18 protein-coding genes are annotated in these 16,828 nt (G+C 63.1%); 14 read left to right on the top strand and 4 right to left on the bottom strand.

Going from position 1 to position 16,828, the window contains the following annotated elements; translation table 11 throughout:
• Window positions 1-63: 63 nt before the first annotated feature.
• Complete coding sequence (prmB, locus tag B3397_RS06780; protein ID WP_296248440.1) at window positions 64-972, bottom strand: 50S ribosomal protein L3 N(5)-glutamine methyltransferase; 909 nt, start codon at window positions 970-972, stop codon at window positions 64-66.
• 127 nt (window positions 973-1,099) lie between these two features.
• Between prmB and B3397_RS06785 the strand changes: the two genes are divergently transcribed.
• From B3397_RS06785 to B3397_RS06815, 7 genes are all read left to right on the top strand, one after another.
• On the top strand, window positions 1,100-1,690 hold the full coding sequence (locus B3397_RS06785) for a cysteine hydrolase family protein (RefSeq protein WP_296248442.1): 591 nt from the start codon (window positions 1,100-1,102) through the stop codon (window positions 1,688-1,690).
• Window positions 1,691-1,810: 120 nt separating this feature from the next.
• Window positions 1,811-2,131, top strand: a complete 321-nt coding sequence (locus B3397_RS06790) for a hypothetical protein (protein WP_296248444.1) — start codon at window positions 1,811-1,813, stop codon at window positions 2,129-2,131.
• Between the two features lie 36 nt (window positions 2,132-2,167).
• A complete protein-coding gene (locus B3397_RS06795; protein WP_296248446.1) occupies window positions 2,168-2,725 on the top strand; it encodes a Smr/MutS family protein in 558 nt (185 codons plus the stop codon).
• Between the two features lie 73 nt (window positions 2,726-2,798).
• On the top strand, window positions 2,799-3,344 hold the full coding sequence (folE, locus tag B3397_RS06800) for a GTP cyclohydrolase I FolE (RefSeq protein WP_296248448.1): 546 nt from the start codon (window positions 2,799-2,801) through the stop codon (window positions 3,342-3,344).
• A gap of 15 nt (window positions 3,345-3,359) precedes the next feature.
• Window positions 3,360-3,728 (top strand): glutaredoxin family protein, encoded by a 369-nt coding sequence (locus B3397_RS06805; RefSeq protein WP_296248450.1) that lies wholly within the window; start codon window positions 3,360-3,362, stop codon window positions 3,726-3,728.
• A 236-nt stretch (window positions 3,729-3,964) separates the two neighbouring features.
• A complete protein-coding gene (locus tag B3397_RS06810; RefSeq protein WP_296248453.1) occupies window positions 3,965-5,155 on the top strand; it encodes a benzoate/H(+) symporter BenE family transporter in 1,191 nt (396 codons plus the stop codon).
• A 264-nt stretch (window positions 5,156-5,419) separates the two neighbouring features.
• Window positions 5,420-6,184: an SDR family NAD(P)-dependent oxidoreductase gene (locus B3397_RS06815; RefSeq protein ID WP_296248455.1), complete on the top strand. Its 765-nt coding sequence runs from the start codon at window positions 5,420-5,422 to the stop codon at window positions 6,182-6,184.
• 2 nt (window positions 6,185-6,186) lie between these two features.
• Here the strand turns inward: B3397_RS06815 and pyrF are convergent, their stop codons facing one another.
• Window positions 6,187-6,888 carry an orotidine-5'-phosphate decarboxylase gene (pyrF, locus tag B3397_RS06820; RefSeq protein ID WP_296248457.1) on the bottom strand — a complete coding sequence of 234 codons (702 nt, stop codon included), beginning with the start codon at window positions 6,886-6,888 and terminating at the stop codon, window positions 6,187-6,189.
• Window positions 6,889-7,150: 262 nt separating this feature from the next.
• On the opposite strand from pyrF, the gene eat reads away from it, so the two are divergent.
• The 3 genes from eat to B3397_RS06835 all read left to right on the top strand — a co-directional run bounded on the left by eat (window position 7,151) and on the right by B3397_RS06835 (window position 9,486).
• A complete protein-coding gene (gene eat, locus B3397_RS06825) occupies window positions 7,151-8,515 on the top strand; it encodes an ethanolamine permease (RefSeq protein ID WP_296248459.1) in 1,365 nt (454 codons plus the stop codon).
• 96 nt (window positions 8,516-8,611) lie between these two features.
• A complete protein-coding gene (locus tag B3397_RS06830; RefSeq protein ID WP_296248460.1) occupies window positions 8,612-8,779 on the top strand; it encodes a DUF2897 family protein in 168 nt (55 codons plus the stop codon).
• A gap of 143 nt (window positions 8,780-8,922) precedes the next feature.
• Window positions 8,923-9,486, top strand: a complete 564-nt coding sequence (locus B3397_RS06835; protein ID WP_296248462.1) for a TetR/AcrR family transcriptional regulator — start codon at window positions 8,923-8,925, stop codon at window positions 9,484-9,486.
• Between the two features lie 266 nt (window positions 9,487-9,752).
• Here the strand turns inward: B3397_RS06835 and B3397_RS06840 are convergent, their stop codons facing one another.
• Complete coding sequence (locus B3397_RS06840; protein WP_296248464.1) at window positions 9,753-10,643, bottom strand: LysR family transcriptional regulator; 891 nt, start codon at window positions 10,641-10,643, stop codon at window positions 9,753-9,755.
• A gap of 246 nt (window positions 10,644-10,889) precedes the next feature.
• Here B3397_RS06840 and speB point away from each other — a divergent pair, with 246 nt between their 5' ends.
• Entirely contained in the window at window positions 10,890-11,840 is a 951-nt protein-coding gene (gene speB / locus B3397_RS06845) for an agmatinase (protein ID WP_296248466.1), read from the top strand.
• Between the two features lie 439 nt (window positions 11,841-12,279).
• Window positions 12,280-12,522 carry an acyl carrier protein gene (locus B3397_RS06850; RefSeq protein WP_296248468.1) on the top strand — a complete coding sequence of 81 codons (243 nt, stop codon included), beginning with the start codon at window positions 12,280-12,282 and terminating at the stop codon, window positions 12,520-12,522.
• Between the two features lie 344 nt (window positions 12,523-12,866).
• Here the strand turns inward: B3397_RS06850 and B3397_RS06855 are convergent, their stop codons facing one another.
• Window positions 12,867-13,769, bottom strand: coding sequence for a LysR family transcriptional regulator (locus B3397_RS06855; RefSeq protein WP_296248469.1), 903 nt, complete (start codon window positions 13,767-13,769; stop codon window positions 12,867-12,869).
• 137 nt (window positions 13,770-13,906) lie between these two features.
• On the opposite strand from B3397_RS06855, the gene B3397_RS06860 reads away from it, so the two are divergent.
• Both B3397_RS06860 and B3397_RS06865 read left to right on the top strand, forming a co-directional pair.
• On the top strand, window positions 13,907-15,211 hold the full coding sequence (locus B3397_RS06860) for an MFS transporter (protein ID WP_296248475.1): 1,305 nt from the start codon (window positions 13,907-13,909) through the stop codon (window positions 15,209-15,211).
• Window positions 15,212-15,261: 50 nt separating this feature from the next.
• On the top strand, window positions 15,262-16,536 hold the full coding sequence (locus tag B3397_RS06865) for a glucarate dehydratase family protein (RefSeq protein ID WP_296248471.1): 1,275 nt from the start codon (window positions 15,262-15,264) through the stop codon (window positions 16,534-16,536).
• The last annotated feature ends 292 nt before the right edge of the window (window positions 16,537-16,828 follow it).

A 16,828-nucleotide genomic window follows, 5' to 3' on the forward strand; every position in this document is an offset into this window, starting at 1 on the left:
TCACCCCAAATCCACCTACGTACACCTACCTCCACCCACCTACCCACCCACCCCAACATCACCTCAAACCCGCGCCGCAAACACCTCTTGATGCGCCCGGCACTGCTCGGCCGTCAACATGAACACCCCATGCCCACCCCGCTGGAATTCCAGCCAGGCGAAATCCACTTCTGGGTACAGCGCTTCGACGTGCACCTGGCTGTTGCCCACCTCGACGATCAGCAACCCTTTCTCGGTCAGATGGTCCGCCGCTTCGGCCAGCATCCTGCGCACCAGGTTCAAGCCATCGTCGCCGCACGCCAGCCCCAGTTCCGGCTCATGCTGGTACTCGGCGGGCATGTCGGCAAAGTCCTCGGCATCGACGTAGGGTGGGTTCGACACGATCAAGTCGAAACGCTGGCCCGGCAGGCCTTCGAAGCCGTCGCCCTGAACGGTGTAGACGCGATCGTCCACGCCATGGCGCTCGATGTTCTGATTGGCCACTTCCAGGGCCTCGAACGACAGGTCGCCCAGCGCCACTTCGGCGTCGGGGAACACGTCGGCGCAGGCGATACCGATGCACCCGGAACCGGTGCACAGGTCAAGAATGCGCGCCGGAGGCCGGGCCAGCCAAGGTTCGAAGCGGTTCTCGATCAGCTCGCCGATGGGCGAACGGGGCACCAGTACACGGGCGTCGACGATGAACGACATGCCGCAGAACCAGGCTTCGCCGATCAGGTAGGCGGCGGGCACGCGCTCTTCGATCCGGCGTTTGAGCAGGTGCTGCACATGCACGATCTCGTCGTCTTCCAGGCGGCAATCCAGGTAGCTGTCCGCCACTTCGAACGGCAGGTTGAGGGCGCCCAGCACCAGCAGGCGCGCTTCGTCCCAGGCGTTGTCGGTGCCATGGCCGAAGAACAACTCTTCACCATGAAAACGGCTGACGGCCCAACGGATGTGGTCGCGCAGAGTGCGCAGGCGGGAAGTGATCACAAAAGCTCCTCGTTCGAATCGAGGGCGAATATTACCAGAGCATCGCTAGCGATTTTCACTCAATAGATTCACAGAACGGCTCCAGCAGAGGACAATGCTGCAAAAGCCCTACCCAAAGGAGCCCCCGATGTCCGTTGCGAAGACGATGTTCCAACTCAGTGGTCGCGGTTTTCCGCCCACCAAGATTGCCAATGCCAGCCTGATCATCATCGATGCCCAGAACGAATACCTCAGTGGCGACCTGGCCCTGTCCGGCATGGACGAAGCCCTGGCCAACATCGGTCAATTGGTGGCTGCGGCGCGCGCGGCCAAGCGTCCGGTGGTGCACATTCGCCACCTGGGCACCGTCGGCGGCCTGTTCGACCCTCAGGGCGAACGCGGCGAATTCATCAAGGGGTTCGAACCCGAGGGTGACGAACCGGTGGTCGAGAAGCGCATGCCCAATGCCTTCAACAACACCGGGCTGCATGAACTGCTGCAAAGCTATGGCCATTTGGACCTCATCATCTGCGGTTTCATGAGCCACTCGAGCGTCAGCACCACCGTGCGTGCCTCCAAGGACTACGGCTACCGCTGCACCCTGGTCAGCGACGCCTGCGCCACCCGTGACCTGCCCCAGGGCGATACGGTGCTCAGCGCGGCGAAAGTCCAGGAAGCGGAAATGGCCATCATGCGCGACAACTTCGCCGCCGTGGCGCTGACCCAGCATCTGATCTGAACGCCGGCGGCCCTGCGCCGCCTATCCGAATAACCTCCCCTCGCCGTTTAAATGCCCCACCTGCCGGAACCGCGGGGCGCGCGAACGAGTCGAAGGCCCGATACCCACTGAGGAATCGGAATGAAGTCATCCGACGGATTCAACGCCCGCAGGCTTCGGCCACGCGGTCCGAGCAACTGGCGCTACCGTATGGGTGCCGCCATCGGTGCGGTGTTGCTGACGTTCGGCCTGCTTCTGGCCATGGCCGGCGTGGCCACCCTGCTGGGCCATCCCCCTCAAGGCACCGGCCTTGATGCCAGCCCCGGCGGCGCGGCGGTGATCACCGCCGTCGGCGTGGTGGTGCTCTACCTCGGCCTGTGGTGCTGGCGCCGGGCTCGGCGCGGCATGCGCCGCAGCCGCGAACTGAACCTGGCCCCGCACTTGATGAAAAAGCACGATTGACTCGCGTAGACTAGCGCTCCCGTGGCGGAGGCTTTCATGCAAGACGACGATTTTTCCCTGTTCAAGGATCAGATGCGCGGCGTCAAGCCGATCAAGCACGACCGCGCCGACACCGGCAAACCCAAAGCCGACAAGCAAAAGCTGACCGCCCTGCGTCAAGCCGCGACCGTGGGTACTCAGGTGACGACGGTCGACGGCCTGTCCGATCAGTTCGTCATCGACGTCGGTCCGGAAGACGATCTGCACTGGGCCCGTGACGGCGTGCAGGAAAGCCAGATGCGCAAGCTCAAGATCGGCCAGATTCCCTTCGAAGGCAGCCTCGACTTGCATGGCATGAACGTGGAGAAAGCCCGCGAGACCCTCTGGGCGTTTCTGGCCGAGGCCACTCGTTTCGAAGTTCGCTGCGTGCGCGTCACCCACGGCAAGGCCGTGCGCCTGGACGGCAAGCGACCGATGATCAAGAGCCACGTCAACACCTGGCTGCGCCAGCATCCGCAGGTGCTGGGGTTTACTTCCTGCCAGGCGCGACATGGTGGCGCAGGGGCGGTGTACGTGATGCTCAAACGCACCATGCTGGAAGGTCGCGACGAATAACGCGTCACTTGCGCCACCGCGGCCGCCACCGTACCCTTCGCGTCTGCGAAATATTTTCCCACAGGTTGGATTCATGTCCCTGGAACAGAACTACACCGCGATCCTCGGCCAGCTCGGCGAGGACGTTAACCGCGAAGGCCTGCTCGACACGCCAAAACGCGCTGCCAAAGCCATGAAGTATCTGTGCCGCGGCTATGAGCAAACGCTGGAAGAGGTCACCAACGGTGCCTTGTTCAGCTCGGACGCCAGCGAAATGGTGTTGGTCAAGGACATTGAGCTGTACTCGCTGTGCGAGCACCATCTGCTGCCGTTCATCGGCCGGGCCCATGTGGCCTACATCCCCAACGGCAAGGTGCTGGGGCTGTCCAAGGTGGCGCGCATCGTCGACATGTATGCCCGACGCCTGCAGATCCAGGAAAACCTGGGCCGGCAGATTGCCGATGCGGTGCAGCAGGTCACAGGCGCGCTGGGCGTGGCGGTGGTCATCGAAGCCAAGCACATGTGCATGATGATGCGCGGCGTCGAGAAGCAGAATTCCTCCATGATCACCTCGGTCATGCTGGGCGAGTTCCGTGAGAATGCGTCCACCCGTGGCGAATTTCTCAGCCTGATCAAGTAATCGGAGAACCTGGCGATGTTGATGAAAGCACTGCGCACCGGCCTCGGCCAGGTGATTGTGGTGGGTGACCTGCTCACCCGCCCGCCTCGCCAGAAACGCAGCGCCGAGGCCCAGGCCAAGGTGGTCGAAGCCGCCCGCGGCCTGTCGCTCTATCAGTTCCATGCCTGCCCGTTCTGTGTAAAGACTCGCCGCACCTTGCACAAACTCAATGTGCCGGTGGCGCTGCGCGATGCCAAGAACGACCCGGCCGCGCGGGAGGCCCTGCTGGCCGAGGGCGGCAAGATCAAGGTGCCGTGCCTGCGTATCGAAGAGGCCGGCCAGGTGACCTGGATGTATGAATCCAAGGTCATCATCGAGTACCTCAACCAACGCTTCGCCCCGTAGCAGCGGCGTAAGCCGCGTCCAACACCCCACAATCATCCAGGTCATCCGCGTCATTCTCATCCGATAACGCCATCGTCATTCAGGTGAACCGCGTAACGGCCGGACGCGGCTTACGCCGCTGCTACAGGTGTTGTGTCGCGTGCGGTGACTGTACGGCCGAATCCCCATCTCGCTGTACCGTTCGCCCTCCCCCGCCATCGTTTACCCTTGGCCGTAGATCGCCAAGGATGCCACCTATGTCTGCCCCCACCCTGCCGCCGCTGCGCCCCCTAGCCGACACCTCCATTTCTGCCATGGTCGCAGGCTTCATTGCCATGCTCACCGGCTACACCAGCTCCCTGGTGCTGATGTTCCAGGCCGGCCAGGCCGCAGGTCTCACCAGCGGCCAGATCTCTTCCTGGATCTGGGCGCTTTCGATCGGCATGGCGGTGTGCAACATCGGCCTGTCGCTGCGCTACCGCACCCCTATCACCGTGGCCTGGTCGACCCCTGGCGCGGCGCTGCTGGTGACCAGCCTGGGTGGGGTCAGTTATCCCGAGGCCATCGGCGCCTATATCACCTGCGCCATACTGGTGGTGATCTGCGGCATGACCGGCAGCTTCGAGCGGTTGGTCAAGCGCTTGCCCGCCTCCCTGGCTGCGGCCTTGCTGGCTGGCATTCTGTTCAAGATCGGCAGTGAAATCTTCATCGCGGCCCAGCATCGCACCGCGCTGGTGTTGAGCATGTTTTTCACCTACCTGATTATCAAGCGCGTGTCGCCGCGCTACGCCGTGCTCGCGGCGCTGCTGCTGGGCACACTGCTCTCAGGGTTGCTGGGGCTGCTGGATTTCAGCCACTTCGCGTTGGAAGTGGCGCAGCCCGTGTGGACCACACCCACGTTCTCGCTGGCAGCGACCATCAGTATCGGCATCCCCCTGTTCGTGGTGGCCATGACCTCGCAGAACATGCCCGGCATCGCCGTGCTGCGCGCCGACGGTTACCAGGTGCCCGCCTCGCCGCTGATCTCGGTGACCGGCATTGCCTCGCTGCTGCTGGCACCGTTCGGCTCCCATGGCATCAACCTGGCGGCGATCAGCGCCGCCATCTGCACCGGGCCCCACGCCCACGAAGACCGTAACAAACGCTACACCGCGGCGGTATGGTGCGGGGTGTTCTATGGCATTGCCGGGATTTTCGGCGCGACCCTCGCGGCCCTGTTCGCGGCGTTACCCAAGGAGTTGGTGCTGTCGATTGCGGCGTTGGCGCTGTTCGGTTCGATCATCAACGGCTTGACCCAGGCGATGCAGGCGCCCCAGGAGCGCGAAGCAGCGTTGATCACGTTCATGGTCACAGCGTCGGGCTTGACCTTGTTTTCGGTAGGGTCGGCGTTCTGGGGGATTGTTGCGGGGGTGTTGACGCTGGTGATTCTGAACGCGCGCAAGGCTTGAGTCTGGCGCCAGCCAGCCCACCGCCATCGCGGGTAGAACCCGCTCCCACAAAGGCTACCAAGCGCCTGTGGGAGCCAGCCCACCGCCATCGCGGGTAGAACCCGCTCCCACAAGGGCTACGAAGCGCCTGTGGGGCCCTGTGGGAGCGGGTTCTACCCGCGATGGCGGCGGGCCTGCATGAACGCTTTTTCATGAATCGAAATGAACCCCCTCGCCGCTGTCCCCCTCACAGCTCTATCCCATCAATCAGCGAGGGCATTAGCCATGAATCGTTTCCAGGATAAAGTCGTGATCGTAACCGGTGCAGGCTCGGGCATGGGCGCTGCCACTGCACGACGCTTTGCCAAGGAAGGCGCGCGGGTGGTCCTGGCGGGGCGAACCCGCGACAAGCTCGAAGCCGTGGCCAAAGACTGCGGACCGGGTCAAAGCCTGGTGGTGACGACCGATGTATCGGACTGGGAACAGGTCCAGCATCTAGTCAAGGCCGCAGTCGAACACTTCGGGCAACTCGATGTGCTGGTCAACAATGCCGGCGTAGCCCCCATGGGTGCCATGACCGAGACCGCCCTGGCTGACTGGCGTCAGGTCATGTCGATCGACGTGGACGGTGTGTTCTACGGCTGCCGCGCCGCCATGCCGCACCTGATCAAAAGCGGCGGCAGCATCATCAACGTCTCATCGGTGTCCGGTCTGGGCGGCGATTGGGGCATGAGTTTCTACAACGCTGCCAAGGGCGCGGTGAGCAACTTCACGCGAGCCATCGCGCTGGAATACGGCGGTCAGGGTGTCCGGGTAAACGCGGTATGCCCAGCCCTGACCTGGAGCGATCTGACGGCAGACATGGCCAAGGACGAGCAGCTCATGGCCAAGTTTGCCGACCGCATCCCCATGGGTCGAGCCGCCGAACCGGAAGAAGTGGCCGATGTGATCGCCTTTCTCGCCAGTCACGACGCGCGCTTCGTCAACGGCGTCAACCTGCCCGTCGACGGTGGCCTGCATGCCTCCAACGGTCAGCCCAAGCAGGCCTGAGATCAGCCGTTGATCTGCGCCACGACATCGGCCAGCGCCTGGGCCGGATCGGCCGCCTGACTGATCGGGCGACCGATCACCAGATAGTCGGAACCGGCGTCCAGCGCCTGGCGCGGGGTGAGGATACGGCGTTGGTCGTCCTGAGCGCTGCCAGCCGGGCGAATACCCGGAGTCACCAGTTGCAGCGCCGGATGGGCGGCCTTCAACGCCTGGGCCTCCAGGGCTGAACACACCAGGCCGTCCATACCGGCTTTCTGGGCCAATGCAGCCAGGCGCAGCACCTGCTCCTGAGGCTCGATATCCAGGCCGATGGCTGCCAGGTCTTCGCGCTCCATGCTGGTCAGCACGGTCACCCCGATCAGCAGAGGCTTGGTCCCGCTGCGCTGCTCCAGCACTTCACGGCACGCGGCCATCATGCGCAGGCCGCCGGAGCAGTGCACGTTGACCATCCACACACCCATTTCAGCCGCCGCCTTGACCGCCATGGCAGTGGTGTTGGGGATGTCGTGGAATTTGAGGTCCAGGAACACCTCGAAGCCCTTGGCGTTCAAGGTCTCGACGATACCTGAGGCGCTGCTGGTGAACAGCTCCTTGCCGACCTTGACCCGGCACAGCTTGGGGTCCAACTGATCGGCGAGCTTGAGCGCGGCCTCACGGGTCGGGTAATCCAGGGCGACGATGATAGGAGTCTGGCAGGCGGGCATGGGCGGGCTCTCAGGGGCAAGTCGAAATCGGCGCGCATTGTAGCGGATTTTTACCACCAACGGGCCCCGCCCGGCGCCGCACCGCTGCCCCGCACCAGAGCCTGTCCTGGGCATACCGCCCTGTATTCAAGCGCCAGACCTGCCCAATGCCGGCAAACATCCCCGACCGCGACACGCCCACACCCATAACGACCCGGGGGCCGGCACTGGCACGGCCGATGCAACAGGTGCTCGACGTTCCTATTGGCTCAGGGAGAAACCGATGAATACGCAACTCAAGCCCACCTTGGGCACGCTGCACCTGTGGGGCATTGCGGTGGGGCTGGTGATCTCCGGCGAGTATTTCGGCTGGAGCTACGGTTGGGGCGTGGCCGGCACTTTGGGCTTCCTGGTGACCTCGCTGATGGTGGCGTTGATGTACACCTGCTTCATCTTCAGTTTTACCGAATTGACCACCGCCATTCCTCATGCTGGCGGACCTTTCGCCTACAGCCGCCGCGCCTTCGGCGAGAAAGGTGGCCTGGTGGCGGGCCTGGCGACGTTGATCGAATTCGTCTTTGCCCCGCCGGCCATCGCCCTGGCCATCGGCGCCTATCTGAATGTGCAGTTTCCCGCGCTGGACCCTAAGCATGCCGCAGTGGGCGCCTACATCGTGTTCATGACCCTGAACATTCTGGGCGTCAAGCTGGCGGCCACGTTCGAGCTGGTGGTCTGTGTTCTGGCGGTGCTCGAACTGCTGGTGTTCATGGGCGTGGTGGCGCCGGCTTTCAGTTTCAGCAACTTTGCCCTCAACGGCTGGGCCGGCAGTGACAGCTTCGGTGCCCCGGCCATCGCCGGGATGTTCGCGGCCATTCCCTTCGCCATCTGGTTCTTCCTGGCTATCGAAGGCGCGGCCATGGCTGCCGAAGAAGCCAAGGACCCCAAGCGCACCATTCCCAAGGCCTACGTCAGCGGCATCCTGACCCTGGTGTTTCTGGCCATGGGCGTGATGTTCTTCGCCGGTGGCGTGGGTGACTGGCGCACCCTGTCGAACATCAATGATCCCCTGCCCCAAGCCATGAAAACCGTGGTTGGCGAAAACTCCGGCTGGCTGCACATGCTGGTATGGATCGGCCTGTTCGGCCTGGTGGCCAGTTTCCACGGGATCATCCTGGGCTATTCGCGGCAATTCTTCGCGCTGGCCCGCGCGGGCTATCTGCCCGCCTCCCTGGCCAAGCTGTCGCGGTTCCAGACGCCGCACCGGGCAATCATCGCCGGCGGCGTGATCGGCATCCTGGCTATCTACAGCGATGGCTTGATCAATCTGGGCGGCATGACCCTGACCGCAGCCATGATCACCATGGCAGTGTTCGGCGCCATCGTGATGTACATCATGAGCATGCTCAGCCTGTTCAAACTGCGCCGCAGCGAGCCGAACCTGGAGCGGACCTTCCGTGCGCCGGGCTATCCGCTCGTGCCCGGGATCGCCCTGGCTTTGGCACTGGTGTGCCTGATCGCCATGGCCTGGTTCAACACCCTGATCGGTCTGATTTTCATCGGCTTCATGGCCGTTGGTTTCGTCTACTTCAGCCTCACCGCTCGCCAACGTGGCGAAGCACCCGCCGATGCCATGTTGACCGGCCTGTAGGGCAATCAGGACCTATAATTGAACCACTGCGACAGCCCGTCGCTCCAAGTGGTATAAGCGCAGCCTGACCTCAGCGCGCTTTTCAAGGAGGGTCCCATGCCCTGGTATGCCTGGTTGATATTGTTGGTGGCCATCGGTTCCATCGTCGGTGGCTTGATGATGCTGCGTCAAAGCGCGCAGAAAGTCCCGCTGACCGATGAACAGCTCAAACGCGTTCACGAGCGCAACGCCGAAATGGACGCCAAAGAAGCCCGCGACCCGTAGCACCGGCGTAAGCCGGGTCAGGGGCCTCAAGCTCCCTCAGGGGCCCCAACCTCCTCCCCCTCTCACCCTCCCCCCCAAACCTCTGTGCCCCCCAAGCATGTAGAATGTCACCCAACATTCAACGAGCCAGACGTGGAGGCTCCATGCGCTACTCCCAGGACCACAAGGCCCAGACCCACCAACGGATCGTCAAGGAAGCTTCGGCACGTTTTCGTCGCGACGGCATTGGCGCCACTGGCCTGCAACCGCTCATGAAAGCCCTGGGCCTGACCCACGGCGGCTTCTACGCTCACTTCAAGTCCAAGGATGAACTGGTCGAAACTGCCTTGCGCGATGCTACGGCGCAACTGCGCGAGTACTGCGAAACCACCTTTGCCGCACAGCGCCCGCTGGCGTCATTCATCGAGGATTACCTGAGCGTGGCCCATCGCGATGGTGCCGAGCGCGGCTGCCCGCTGCCGACCATGGCCGCCGAACTGGGCCAGCGCGGCACCCCCAGCGCCATTGCCGACGAAGCGATTGGCGCCCACCTGACGCGCATTGCACAGAGCCTGGGCGGTGGCGAGGCCGCCGACCAGCAGAGCGTGATGGTGTTGTCGAGCCTGGTGGGGGCGCTGCTGCTGTCGCGCAGCGTGCAGGATCCGGCGCTGTCCGAGCGCATCCTCAACACCGCCCGCGATGCCTTGGTCAGCCAGGCTGAGGGCTGAGCACTTATCCCGAGAAAACCTGCATGAGCCTGTGCATAAGCTGAGTGCAAAACGCCCAACGCCAGGCAGGCCGTGGCTTTCCGGGATATGAGCAAAAAACGATCTATATCAAAGGGTTGTGCACATTCGCCGTGCACCAGCCTGTGGACAAGCTTGGGAGAAGAGCCTGCAGCCCGCGTATTCCGTGGGCTGCAGAAGCATGATCAATAATTGACCAGCAAGAATGGGCGCTGATGGCGGCGGTCAGGGTTCAAACCCATTCCCCACTACCCCTTCAACTGCCCGCGCAACACATCCCGGAATGTCTGGATCAACGGTTCACGACTGCGCCCCCGCCGTACGATCAATGCAAAGGGCGCCTGATAGCCGAACGTCGTCGGCGACAATACCCGCAGATCGCCCTTGTCCACCCACGGCTGTGCATAGTGCTCGGGCAGGTAACCGATATAAGCCCCCGACAACACCAGAATCAATTGTGCCTCCATGCTGTCCACGGTCGCCGCCGTGTGCTTGAAGCCGTGGCGCGACAGTTCGGCCTGGCTCCAATAACCGCGCCCTACCATACGTTGCTGGGTGATCACCGGCTCAGGCGGGCGACGTTCGTCATACAGCGGGTGGCGGCTGCTGCAGTACAACCAGTGCTGCTCGCGATACAACGGCTGGTAGACCAGCCCGCTCATGCGGGTGGAGAACGACCCGATGGCAAGGTCCAGTCGATTGTCCTGAATGCCCATCTGCAGTTCGTACGGGCTGAGCACCGACAGGTGCAGGTGCACCGCCGGATGCTCCTGGCTGTAGGCCCCGATGACTTCGGCCAGCGGCAGGGCCGTGTCACCTACGGTCGAGTCGATCACGCCCAGGTTCAAGGTGCCGCGCAACTCGCCCTTGAGCGCGGCGGCATACTGCTCGAAGCCTTTCATTTCGGCCAGCAGGCGCAGGGTTTCGGCATGGAACAGCTCGCCCTTGCTGGTGAGGCTGAAGCCACCTCGACCGCGGTGGCAGAGCACGATGCCCAAGGCCGCTTCCAGCTGGCTCATGTAGGTGCTGATGGCCGATGTCGACAGGTTCAGCTCCTGCTGCGCACTGGCGAAGCCCTGGTGGCGAACCACGGCGGTGAAGATACGCAGAAGTTTGAGGTCGGGCAGTGGGTTGGGCATACGGTCGGTTTTCTGGGTTGCCTGGGAGGGCGTTATCGCGGGCAGAGCCCGCTCCCACAGGGGATGTCGCGCGTTGCACAGATTCCCTTTGGGAGCGAGCCCTGCCCGCAGTAGACCCACTCAGTCTACCCACCTCCCCGATACTTCACAAAATCCTGAACTAAGTATTTTCCCTCGCCGATTCCATACCCGACCCGCCTTGAGCAGACTGCCCTCATTCCATTCCCAGACACCGAGACCCTCGCCGTGGACAAGATCCTTCACCAACCTTTGGGCGGCAACGAAATGCCGCGCTTCGGCGGTATCGCCACCATGCTGCGCCTGCCGCACCTGCAAAGCGCCGCCGGCCTGGATGCTGCGTTCATCGGCATTCCGCTGGACATCGGCACTTCGCTGCGCTCAGGTACACGTTTCGGGCCGCGGGAGATCCGCGCCGAGTCGGTGATGATTCGTCCCTACAACATGGCCACCGGCGCCGCCCCGTTCGACTCGCTGTCGGTGGCCGATATCGGCGACGTCGCTATCAATACCTTCAACCTGCTGGACGCGGTGCGCATCATCGAGGAAAGCTACGACGAGATCCTCGAGCATGACGTGATTCCGCTGACCATGGGCGGTGATCACACCATCACCCTGCCGATCCTGCGGGCCCTGCACAAGAAGCACGGCAAGGTGGGGCTGGTGCACATCGATGCGCATGCCGACGTCAACGATCACATGTTCGGCGAGAAGATCGCCCATGGCACGACGTTCCGCCGTGCGGTGGAAGAAGGGCTGCTGGACTGCGACCGGGTGGTGCAGATCGGGCTGCGGGCCCAGGGCTACACCGCCGAAGACTTCAACTGGAGCCGCAAACAGGGTTTCCGGGTGGTCCAGGCCGAAGAATGCTGGCACAAGTCGTTGACGCCGTTGATGGCTGAGGTGCGGGAGAAAGTGGGCGGTGGGCCGGTGTATCTGAGTTTCGACATCGACGGCATCGACCCCGCCTGGGCACCGGGCACCGGCACCCCGGAAGTGGGGGGCCTGACCACCATCCAGGGGTTGGAAATCATCCGCGGCTGTCAGGGCCTGGACCTGATCGGCTGTGATGTGGTGGAGGTTTCGCCGCCGTACGACACGACGGGCAACACCTCGCTGCTGGGCGCCAACCTGCTGTATGAAATGCTGTGTGTGCTGCCTGGGGTGGCCCATAAGTGATGTGCCAGCAGGGCCGGCCCCTTCGCGGCTGAACGCCGCTCCTACAGGGGATTTGTGTGGGCATGCGTACGGGGTTTGCGCCGATCCTGCAGGGGGATTCATGATGGGCATGCGTACGGGGTTCGTGTCGATCCTGCGGGGGGATTCATGATGGGCATGCGTACGGGGTTCGTGTCGATCCTGCGGGGAGATTCATGATGGGCATGCGTACGAGGTTCGTGTCGATCCTGCAGGCAGGCGGAACGTTCGATGATGTCCTGTAGGAGCGGCGTGAAGCCGCGAAGGCGCCTGCCCAGACGCCACCCAATCACGCCTGGAACGCTTTTTTCCTCACCCCCCTGTGGCCCCCGCAAAACTGGCGTAAGCTCCTGTGTACAGGAGCAGTATCGACAACTTCGCCCGCGCGCCTGGACGTGGGCGTCGCGCCAGGTAGACGGACATGGGCAACGAAGCAACACTTGAATGGGTTGTACACCGCGGGGTGGCCAAGGCTGTCGGGCACAGGGATTTCGAAGCCGCTACCCGCCTGCGAATGTTGGGACTGGAGCGTCAGGCAATAGAGGATCTGCTGTTTCGTCTGGAGGATGAACTGGACGTGACGGTATCGCCGGGGTGCGAGGACAGGTTCTTTGGGAGTGACCCTACTGTTGGCGATCTGGTGAAGTTTGTGCAGGGTTTGTGATTCTGCAGGTTCGGCCTCATCGCGGGCAGAGCCCGCTCCCACAGGGTGCGTGGGGGGCATCGGGTGTGATTCTGCAGGTCCGGCCTCATCGCGGGCAGCGCCCGCTCCCACAGGGTGCGTGGGGTTGATCGGGTGTGTGATTCTGCAGGGCTGGCCTCATCGCGGGCAGAGCCCGCTCCCACAGGGGGCGTGGGGGCATCGGGTGTGTGATTCTGCAGGGCTGGCGCCTTCGCGGCTGGACGCCGCTCCTACAGGGGGCCGGGGGTAGATTGGGTGTGTGAGTGTGCGGGGTGGGGATGTGGGAGCGGGTTCTACCCGCGATGGGGCCGGCCTGGCCTCCTCTATTACCCGCCCCACCCTTCCCGAGCCGCGCCACGAATCGCTTCCAGCAACATCGCAAAGGCCGGGTTGTCATTGCTTTCGCGCCAGATCAGATGCAGCTCGCTCTGCACCCCCTCGCCCAGATCGATCTCGCGAAATACCACATTCTTGAACACCACACTGGTGGCGCAACGCGGCACCAGCGCCAACCCCATACCGGCATTCACCAACGCCAGAATGGTCAACGACGACCCCAGCCATTGCACATACTGCGGCGCCACCTGTGCCGAGCGCAGCATCCCGGTCAGCAGCTCGTTGAACGGCGGGTAGGCCGAGTGGGAATACATCAGGAATGGCTGTTCATGCAGATCATGCACCCCCAGATCCTGCGCCGTCGCCAACGGGTGATGAGCGGGCGCGGCCAATACGAACGGCTCGCGCACCAGGCACTCGGTCAGATAACCGCTGTCCTGTAACGGCGCGCGGGCGATGCCCAGATCGATACGTCGCGCGCGCAAGGCTTCGTGCTGCTGATAGGTGTTCATCTCCGACAGATCGATCTTCACGTGCGGCTGCTTGAGCCGCGCTTCGGCGATCACCTTGGGCAGAAATTCATAGACCGCGCTGCCAACGAACGCGATGTTGACCGAGCCGATGTCGCCCTCGGCAAACCGACGTGCCGACACCGCCGCCTGCTGCGCACGCTCCAGCAGGTTCTGCGCCTCGACGAAGAACGCCCTGCCGGCAGCGGTCAACGCCACACTGCGGGTGCTGCGAGTGAACAGCTCCACACCCAGATGATGCTCCAGCAACTGGATCTGCCGGCTCAAGGGTGGCTGGGTCATGTTCAAGCGCTCGGCCGCACGACGGAAGTTGAGTTCCGTGGCCACGGTGGTGAAACAGCGCAGTTGGGTCAGCTCGAACATTGATTCAACCTCGGTATCAATCAAGTGCCAAGTTAGATTAGACGGGAACAATATCCCAGGTCCATCATCGAGCCATCCAAAAAAAACAACTATCGGAGTCGCCCTTGAACGCTCAATACGGTTCTGCGGACCCCAGCGTGCTCGCCAGCGCGGTGGCCAAGGTGAAGCGGCATGTACTGCCGTTGTTCGTCATCATGTTCATCGTCAACTACATCGACCGGGTGAACATCGGCTTCGTGCGCACGCACATGGAAACCGATCTGGGCATCGGCGCGGCGGCCTACGGGCTGGGCGCCGGCCTGTTCTTCGTGGGCTACGCACTGTTCGAAGTGCCGTCCAACATGCTCCTGCAGCGCTTCGGCGCCCGCGCCTGGCTGACTCGCATCATGTTCACCTGGGGCCTGGTGGCCATGGGCATGGCGTTCGTCAAAGGCGAGACCAGCTTCTACGTCATGCGCTTTTTGCTGGGCGTCACCGAAGCCGGCTTCTACCCCGGCGTGCTGTATTACTTCACCCAATGGTTGCCAGCGAGCGAGCGCGGCAAGGCAATGGCGATCTTCCTCAGCGGTTCGGCGATTGCTTCCATCGTCTCCGGCCCCATCACCGGCGCCCTGCTCAGCGTCAGCGGCCTGGGCCTGCACGGCTGGCAGTGGATGTTCCTGATCGAAGGCGGCGCCTCGGTGGCGCTCTGCGGCTTCGTCTACTTCTGGCTGCAGTCGCACATTCATGAAGCCAAATGGCTGACCCCGGAAGAACAGGGCGTGCTCAGCTACACCATCGCCGAGGAACAGCGCGCCCGGGAAGCCGAACACGTGGTCAAGCCCTCGATGTTCAAGCTGCTGGCCGACACGCAGATCCTGGTGTTCTGTTTCATCTTCTTCTCGGTGGCACTGACCATCTATGGCGCCACCTTCTGGCTGCCGAGCATGATCAAGAAGATGGGCAATGTCTCGGACTTCGAGATCGGTCTGTTCAACTCCATTCCCTGGATCATCTCCATCGCGGCCATGTACGGCTTCGCCGCGCTGGCGGCCCGCTTCAAGCACCAGCAGGCGTGGGTGGCGACCACCTTGATCATCGCAGCCATCGGCATGTTCATGTCCACCTACGGTGGCCCGGTATTCGCTTTCGTCGCCATCTGCTTTGCCGCGGTAGGTTTCAAGGCCGCCTCGGCGCTGTTCTGGCCCATTCCGCAGGCCTACCTGGATGCGCGCATCGCCGCTGCGGTGCTGGCGCTGATCAACTCGGTGGGCAATCTGGGCGGCTTCGTGGCGCCCACGGTGTTCGGCTTCCTGGAAGAGAAAACGGGCTCCATCCAGGGCGGCCTGTACGGTCTGGCCGCGACGTCGGTGGTGGCGGCCATCGTGGTGTTCTTCGCCCGCACCAAACCCCGTGGCAGCAAAACCGACGCCAAGCCGGTACAGCCCGTCATCGCCCATTGACTACGGAATGGCCCTGCACTGCCGGGGCCTGAAACTGCAGGAGAGAGACCATGAAAATCAAACGCGTCACCGTGACCCCGATCGCCTTCCGTGATCCGCCCCTGCTCAACGCCAGCGGCATCCATGAACCCTATGCGCTGCGCTCGATCATCGAAGTGGAAAGCGACAACGGCTACGTCGGCCTCGGCGAAAGCTACGGCGATGCGCCGGCGCTGGCCGTGCAGATGGCCATCAAGGATCAGTTGGTCGGCCTCGACCCGTTCAATCTCAACGGGCTGCGCCAGATCGTCACCAGCACCGTGGCCCGGCACAAGCCCGCCAGCCTGTCGGGCGCCGAACTGGCGCCGGGCTCCCACGCCAGCAAGGCGGTGACCAACGCCTATTCAGCCTTCGAAGTGGCGCTGCTGGACCTGCAAGCCCATTCGCTGAACCGACCCTTGGTAGACCTGCTCGGCGGCGCCGTGCGCGACGAAGTGCCGTTCAGTGCCTACCTGTTTTTCAAGTACGCCCAGCACATCGACTCGCCCTACCCGGCCGATGCCTGGGGCGAGGCGCTGAGCGAGGAGCAGATCGTGGCCCAGGCGCGGACCATGATCGAGCAGTACGGCTTCAAGAGCATCAAGCTCAAGGCCGGCACCCTGCCGCCCGAACACGAAGTGGCCTGCATCCTGGCCCTGAAGAAGGCTTTCCCGAACCACCCGCTGCGCATCGACCCGAACGGCAACTGGTCGCTGGAAACCTCGATCCGCATGGCCGAGCTGCTGGGCGACAGCTTGCAATATTACGAAGACCCCTGCCCAGGTCTCGATGGCATGGCCGAACTGCACAAGCGCACCGGCCTGCCCCTGGCGACCAACATGGTGGTCACCGATTTCGACGAGTTCCGCCGCAGCGTCGAACAGAACAGCGTGCAGATCGTGCTGGCCGACCACCATTACTGGGGTGGCCTGCGCGACACTCAGGTATTGGCGCGGATGTGTCACACCTGGGGCCTGGGCGTGTCCATGCACTCCAACTCGCACCTGGGCATCAGCTTGATGGCCATGGCCCATGTGGCCGCCGCCGTGCCGAATCTGGATTACGCCTGCGATACCCACTATCCGTGGCAGGAAGCGGATGAGGAAGTGATCAAGGGCGGCAAGCTGCCGATCGTCGATGGCTGCGTGAAAATCAACAAGACACCGGGGTTGGGGCTGGAACTGGACCGCGACCAGTTGGGTACCTTGCATGAGCAGTTCCTGAGCTGCGGAATCCGCTCTCGCGACGATGTGAGGCAGATGGCTCGGTACAAGCCTGATTGGAAGGCGGTGAAGCCGCGGTTTTGATTTTGGATCTTCGGTGAATGGTCCCCTCACCCCAGCCCTCTCCCTGAGGGAGAGGGAGCCGTACGGTGGTGTTGCGGCTATCCACGATCCGCTTTTAGCTCCCTCTCCCTGACGGAGAGGGAGCCGTACGGTGGTGTTGCGGCTATCGACGGTCCGCTTTTAGCTCCCTCTCCCTAAGGGAGAGGGCTGGGGTGAGGGGACCATTCAGCGAAGATCTCCACCTAGACCAACACCACCAGCTCAGTCCCAACCCCCCCAGGGCCCATAACCACAATCCCCCACGTGATCCACC

Source organism: Pseudomonas sp. UBA4194 (assembly GCF_002379585.1).
Taxonomy (GTDB): Bacteria; Pseudomonadota; Gammaproteobacteria; order Pseudomonadales; family Pseudomonadaceae; genus Aquipseudomonas.